7 protein-coding genes are annotated in these 6401 nt (G+C 68.9%); all 7 read right to left on the reverse strand.

Features of this window, described 5'->3' with window-relative positions; genetic code table 11:
- A partial coding sequence (locus AC1D1G_RS39825; protein WP_477956343.1) for a ferrochelatase occupies nucleotides 1-788 on the reverse strand: 788 nt, incomplete at its 3' end.
- A gap of 41 nt (nucleotides 789-829) precedes the next feature.
- Entirely contained in the window at nucleotides 830-1627 is a 798-nt protein-coding gene (inhA, locus tag AC1D1G_RS39830) for an NADH-dependent enoyl-ACP reductase InhA (protein ID WP_005241845.1), read from the reverse strand.
- A 48-nt stretch (nucleotides 1628-1675) separates the two neighbouring features.
- Nucleotides 1676-2425: a 3-oxoacyl-ACP reductase FabG1 gene (fabG1, locus tag AC1D1G_RS39835; RefSeq protein WP_477956344.1), complete on the reverse strand. Its 750-nt coding sequence runs from the start codon at nucleotides 2423-2425 to the stop codon at nucleotides 1676-1678.
- Nucleotides 2426-2488: 63 nt separating this feature from the next.
- Entirely contained in the window at nucleotides 2489-3469 is a 981-nt protein-coding gene (locus tag AC1D1G_RS39840; RefSeq protein ID WP_009480477.1) for a VWA domain-containing protein, read from the reverse strand.
- Nucleotides 3466-4440: a DUF58 domain-containing protein gene (locus AC1D1G_RS39845; protein WP_280784550.1), complete on the reverse strand. Its 975-nt coding sequence runs from the start codon at nucleotides 4438-4440 to the stop codon at nucleotides 3466-3468. The genes AC1D1G_RS39840 and AC1D1G_RS39845 overlap by 4 nt, the downstream gene beginning before the upstream one ends.
- Complete coding sequence (locus AC1D1G_RS39850; protein ID WP_280784554.1) at nucleotides 4437-5612, reverse strand: AAA family ATPase; 1176 nt, start codon at nucleotides 5610-5612, stop codon at nucleotides 4437-4439. The genes AC1D1G_RS39845 and AC1D1G_RS39850 overlap by 4 nt, the downstream gene beginning before the upstream one ends.
- A gap of 204 nt (nucleotides 5613-5816) precedes the next feature.
- Nucleotides 5817-6401 (reverse strand): NlpC/P60 family protein (locus tag AC1D1G_RS39855; protein ID WP_477956345.1); only part of this gene is annotated, 585 nt, incomplete at its 5' end.

The raw sequence follows: 6401 nt of genomic DNA on the forward strand, positions 1-6401 counted from the left end.
GCGAGGGCGTCCAGGTGGTCGCAGATGTCCGGTTCGAGCCACGGCACCTGGGGTGGCCCGGACCGGGACTGCCACACCAGGTCGAAGTCGTCGAAGCCGGCGGCGCGGGCGGTGAGCCGGGCCGCCTCGGCCACCTGCCGGCTGTAGAGATGACCGCCCTCCGTGGGCGGTCCCGCGTTGACGTCCGCGGACACCGGCACGGAATGCGCGGTGAACACCAGCCGCGCGCCGGCCCGGCGCCCGGCGGGGAGCTGCGCCGCGGCCTCGCAGACGGCGTCGGCGAACGCCCCGATCAGCAGCGGGTGGTCGTAGTACTGCCGCAGCTTCAGCAGGTGCGGAGCCCCCTCCCCGGCTGCGGCCCGCGCCCGGGCGACATCCTCGTGGTACTGCCTGCAGCCCGAGTACCCGCCCCACGCCGAGGTCGGGAACACGAGAGCGGACCGCACCCCGTCCGCACCCATCCGGGCGACGGTGTCCTCGACCATCGGATGCCAGTTCCGGTTACCGAAATAGACGGGCAGATCCATTCCGGCGCTTGCCAATTCGGATTCGACGCGGGAGATGATGTCGCGATTCAGAGCGTTGATCGGCGACACACCCCCGAAATGCAGGTAGTGCTCGGCAACCGCGTCCAGACGTTCGGGCGGCACCCCCCGGCCCCGGGTGACGTTCTCCAGGAACGGGCGCACGTCGGCGGGCTGCTCCGGACCCCCGAACGACAACACGAGAAGGGCATCGAACCGGGAACCGGAACCGTCCGTCGAATTCGCAGCGATCATGATCCCCATCTTCCGTGGTGCCGTTCGGGGCGCACTCCCCGGGTAGTGCCCTAGCCGGCCATCGCGTGGGCGCCACCGTCGACGTAGATGATCGACGCGGTGGTGCCGGGAAGCCAGTCGGACAGCACGGTGCACACGGTCTTGGCGACCGGCTCCGGGTCGTCGACGTTCCAGCCGATGGGCGCACGCTCGTCCCACGCCGTGTTCAGTTCGTTCATCTGCTTGGCGTCGTCGGTGGCGGTGCCGGCGATGGCCTTGGCGGCGAGGGTCTTGATCGGGCCGGCCGCGACGAGGTTGGAGCGGATACCGCGTTCGCCGACCTCCTTGGCGACATACCGGTTCACCGACTCGAGCGTCGCCTTGGCGACACCCATCCAGTTGTAGAACGGCACCGCGCGCGCGGGATCGAAGTCCATGCCGACGATCGACGCGTTGTCGTTCAGCACCGGCAGCAGCGCCTTCGACAGCGACGCGTACGAGTAGGCGGAGACCTCGAACGCCACTCCCACATCCGACCACGGTGCGTCGAAGAACGGGCTGCCCAGGCAGGACCGCGGCGCGAACGCGATGGAGTGCACGACGCCGTCGACACCCTCGGGCGCGATCTCCCGGATGCGGTCGGCGAGGCTCGCGAGGTGCTCCGGGTTCTGCACGTCCAGTTCCAGCGCCGGCGGCACCGGCTGCGGCAGGCGCTGCGCGATGCGGTCGATCAGCCGGAGACGGTCGAAGCCGGTGATGATCACCTTGGCGCCCTGTTCCTGGGCGACCTTGGCGACGTGGAACGCGATGGACGCGTCCGTGATGATGCCGGTGACGAGAATGGTCTTACCTTCGAGCAATCCGCCCATGAGGTGTCCTCCTGTGAAGAAAAAGTCCGGGAAGTGGGGTGGGGAGAGCTAGTGGCCCATGCCGAGGCCGCCGTCGACGGGGATCACCGCGCCGGAGACGTAGGCGGAATCGTCGGAGGCCAGGAAGCTCACCACCGCGGCGACCTCCTCGGGCTTGCCCTGCCGCTGCAGCGGAACCGCGCCGGTGATCATGTCCTTGTACTTGTCGTCGAGGACCGCGGTCATGTCGGTGTCGATGAATCCCGGGGCCACCACGTTCGCGGTGATCGACCGGGAACCGAGCTCACGGGTCAGCGACCGCGCGATGCCGACCACACCGGCCTTCGACGCCGCGTAGTTCACCTGGCCGGGACCACCGGCCAGACCGACGACCGACCCGAGGAACACGAACCGGCCGAACCGCGCCCGCAGCATCGACCGCGTGGCCCGCTTCGCGACGCGGAACGCGCCGGTCAGGTTGGCGTCGACGACGGAGGTGAACTGCTCCTCCGTCATCCGCATGATCAGCGTGTCGTCGGTGATGCCGGCGTTCGCGACGAGAACCTCGACGGGACCCTGGTGCGCTTCCACCTCTTTGAAGGCGCGGTCGACCGACTCGGTGTCGGTGACGTCGCACTGGACGCCGAACAGCCCGTCGGGCACACCCGAGCCGCGGTGCGTGACCGCGACCTTGTGGCCGTCCGCCGCGAGGCGCTGCGCGACAGCGAGGCCGATCCCGCGGTTGCCGCCGGTGACGAGCACCGACCGGGGAGTGGACACCGTCCTAACTGACGCGTCAGTAGTTTGTGGGGTAGACATGGGGATCAACCTATCTGTTCAGATGTGCAGGAGTGGAAGCGCGGGGCCGCGGTGGAACGCAGATCACGGCAGCCGTTGACGCAGGACCAGCGCGAGGATCAGCCCCGCCGTGGCGGACAGGACACCGAGCACGAGCCAAGGGCGGCTGGCGTCGCCGCGGGTGGTCTCGAAACCGATCTGCTCCTCGAGGGTGTCGTAGACGTCGCGCAGTTCCTCCAGGCTCGACGCCGTGAAGAAGCTACCCCCGGAAAGATTCGCGATCTCCCGCAGCGACGGATCGTCGACGGGCACGGGGATGCGTTCGTCCTCGATCTCGACCTTGCCGTAGCTGGTGCCGAACGAGATCGTCGAGATGGGGACGTCCTTGTCCTTCGCCTGCCGGGCGGCGGTGAATCCGCCGCGCGGATCGTCCGGGTTCTCGGGGACCGTCTGCTTGCCGTCCGAGAGCAGCACGATGCGGGCGGGCGGCGCCTGATCACTGCCGCCGAGCACCGCGGCCAGGGTGTCGATCGACTGCAGCGACGTGAAGATCGCCTCACCGGTGGCGGTCCGCTCGCTCAACTGCAGATTGTCGATCGCCACCTTCGACGCCTCCCGGTTGGTGGTCGGCGACACCAGCACCGAGGCCGTGCCTGCGAACGCGACGAGACCGAGGTTGATGCCGGGGGTGAGCCCGTCGGCGAACGACTTCGCGGCGTCCTGCGCCGCGGCCAGCCGGGTCGGTTCCACGTCGGTCGCCTTCATCGACAACGACACGTCGATGACGAGGATCACGGTGGCCCGGTTCCGCGGAACCCGCTTGTCCTCCGTCGGTCCGGCCAGCGCCACGCTGAAGAACACCAGCGCCAGCACCATCAGCAGCGCCGGAATGTGCCGGGCCCGGCCCGGCCGCGACGGCGCCACCTTCTCGAGGAGCGCGAAGTTGGTGAACCGGAGGGTGTGCTTCTGCCGCTGACGCTGCACCCACACGTATCCCGCGACCAATGCCACGACGACCAGGAGGAACAGCAGCCACCACGGTGAGGTGAACTGGGACAGGCTCACCGGCGGGACCTCTGGTTCGTCGCGGTCCCGTAACTGTGCTTCCGGGCGGACACGAACCGCACGACATCCGAGATCCAGTCCCGGTCGGTCCGCAGACTGAGCAGCGGGGCGCCGCAGCGCCGCAACGACTGCTCCACCTGCAGGCGGTGCTCGTCCGCGGCCCGCGCGAAGTCGGCGCGCAGTTGCGGCGTGGTCGTGAACTCGCGGGTCCGTCCGGACTCCGGATCGTGCAGCACTACATCCCCCATGTCGGGTAATTCCAGATCTCGCGGGTCGAGCACCTCGACCCCGAGTACGTCGTGGCGGCCGGAGATCGCCCGCAGCGACCGCTCCCAGTCGATCGGCCCCAGGAAGTCACTGATGACGACGGCCAGACCGCGGCGACGCTGGGGTCGGCGCAACGACTCCACCGCCCCCTGCAGGTCGCCCCGCACCCCGTCCGGGGCGTGCGGGGTGGTCGCGATCTGACGCAGCATCGCCTGCGCGTGGATGCGGCCGCCGCGGGCCGGGATCCGGGTGGTCTGGGCGCCGGTCGAGACGATCGCCCCGATCCGGTTCCCGCCGCCGCTGGTCAGGTGCGTGACGGCGGCGGCAGCCGCCACCACGAGGTCCCGCTTCTCGCAGCCGGCGGTACCGAAGTCGAGGCTCGACGACAGGTCGACGACGAGCCACGTCTCGAGTTCCCGGTCGGCCACCGACTGCCGGACGTGCGGGTGCGTCGTCCGGGCGGTCACCGACCAGTCCATCTGACGCACGTCGTCACCCGGCTGGTACTCGCGGGCATCACCGGGTTCGGAGCCCGGGCCCGGGATCAGGCCCAGATGGTCGCCGTGCAGCACCCCGTCGAGGCGGCGGCGGACGGTCAGTTCCAGCGTCCGCAGCGCGGCGGACAGTTTGGGATCACGGAGTTCGCCGGAGCGAAACGACGGCGGCGGGCCGGAACTCTGCGCACCGGCGGTACGCGCACTCACCGTGGCTGGCTCATCGCCGTCGGTCCGGGCACCGACGTGGACGGGACGGGCGGTCCGTGGTGACCGGCGGGAGCGGCCGGGACCGTCGTCGGCTGTGCGGCGATCTGCGGCAGACCCACGGTCTGCAGCACGCGGGAGATGACGTCGTCCGGGCTGACCTCGTCGGCGAGAGCGTCGTAGGACAGCACGAGACGGTGACGCAGCACGTCCGGGATCACCTCGAGCACGTCCTGCGGCACCACGTAGTCACGCCCGCGCAGCAACGCCAACGCGCGGGCCGAGGAGATGATGCCCAGCGTCGCGCGCGGCGACGCGCCGTACGCGATCCAGCCGTCGACCTCGGGGAGACCGAACTCGGCCGGCGTGCGCGTGGCCGCGATGACCCGCACCACGTAATCGACCAGCGCGTGGTGCACGAAGACACCGCTCGCGACCTTCTGCAGGCGGACGAGCTCCTCGGGATCGAGGACCTGGTGGGGTTCCGGCGCATCGACACCCATCCGGTAGACGATCTCGCGCTCCTCCTCCACTGTCGGGTAGTCGACGAGGATCTTGAACAGGAAGCGGTCGCGCTGCGCCTCCGGCAGCGGGTACACCCCCTCGTTCTCGATCGGGTTCTGCGTCGCCATCACCAGGAACGGGTCGGGCATGTGGTACCGCTTGCCGCCGATCGAGACGTGCCGCTCGGCCATCACCTCGAGCAACGCCGACTGCACCTTCGCCGGCGCGCGGTTGATCTCGTCGGCGAGCACGAAGTTCGCGACGACGGGTCCGAGTTCGGTGTCGAACTCCTCACGCCCCTGCCGGTAGATGCGCGTACCGATCAGGTCGGTGGGCACCAGGTCGGGGGTGAACTGGACACGCGAGAAGGATCCGCCGACCACCTTCGCGAACGTCTCGACGGCCAGGGTCTTCGCGACACCGGGCACACCCTCGAGCAGCACGTGCCCTTTCGCGAGCAGACCGACCAGGATCCGCTCCACGAGCCGGTCCTGCCCGACGATCACGCGCTTGACCTCGTAGATCGCGCGTTCCAGCGTCTGGACGTCGGCGGCGAGATTGGGCGCGACCGTCTTCGTCGTCGCGCTCTGCGTGCCCGTGTTCTGTGAGGGTGCATTCGGCGCGGTGACGTTCTGGGGACCCGATCCGTTGGCCGCACCCCCGTTCTTCACACCTTCGGGAGCGGCCTTCGCGGGCGACTCCTTCCGGGCTGCACCCTCCGATACCGCATCATCACGTGAGGTCACCAAGAATCCACCGCTTTCACCTAGATCGTTCCGCCCGTTCACGTACTTGCTCAACTATTCCAGGTGCAAGCAACCCCCGCCGCAACCAAGCACGATCCGCACTGCGGACTACTTCATCGACATCATGGATCACGACACCATACGGACAGCGTAAGGGGTCATGCCATCCCACCGCACCGGGGAGATCTGGACGGTCGATCCGGACTGCGGGGCCTCCAGCATTTCGTCGTTTCCGAGATACAGGGCGACGTGCTGGCTGGCGTTCGGGCCCCAGAAGATCATGTCGCCGCGCTGCATCTCCTCCGAGGGAACCTGCTCGCCCGCGGTGTACTGATACCCGGTGTAGTGGGGCAGGGAGATGCCGATCCCGGCGAACGCATAGATCATCAGGCCGGAGCAGTCGAAACCGACCTTGTTGAAGTCGCCGTAACTGTCGGCGACACCGCCGTCGCGGATGCCGAGGGTCGGGCCGTTCTCGTCGCCGCCGCCCCACGCGTACTCCACACCGATCTGGGACAGACCCCGGTCGATGACGGTCTCGATGGCCTCGCTGCCGGTCAGGTCCTCACCGCTGGTCGACGGTTTCGACTTGGGGGTGGACTTCGGTGTGGTCGTCCCACCGTCCGCGGAGTAGTCGGAGTCCTCGTCCTCCGAGTCCTCCTCGATCGTGGTGTGCGCGCGCTGCCCCGCGGCGAGTTCCGCGGCGCGCTGTCG

Source organism: Rhodococcus sp. P3_B8 (assembly GCF_056402775.1).

What these genes read in the sequence shown, in the direction of transcription:
- inhA (WP_005241845.1), bottom strand. Translation starts at nt 1,627, where the DNA reads ATGGGCGGATTGCTCGAAGGTAAGACCATTCTCGTCACCGGCATCATC.
- fabG1 (WP_477956344.1), bottom strand. Translation starts at nt 2,425, where the DNA reads ATGTCTACCCCACAAACTACTGACGCGTCAGTTAGGACGGTGTCCACT.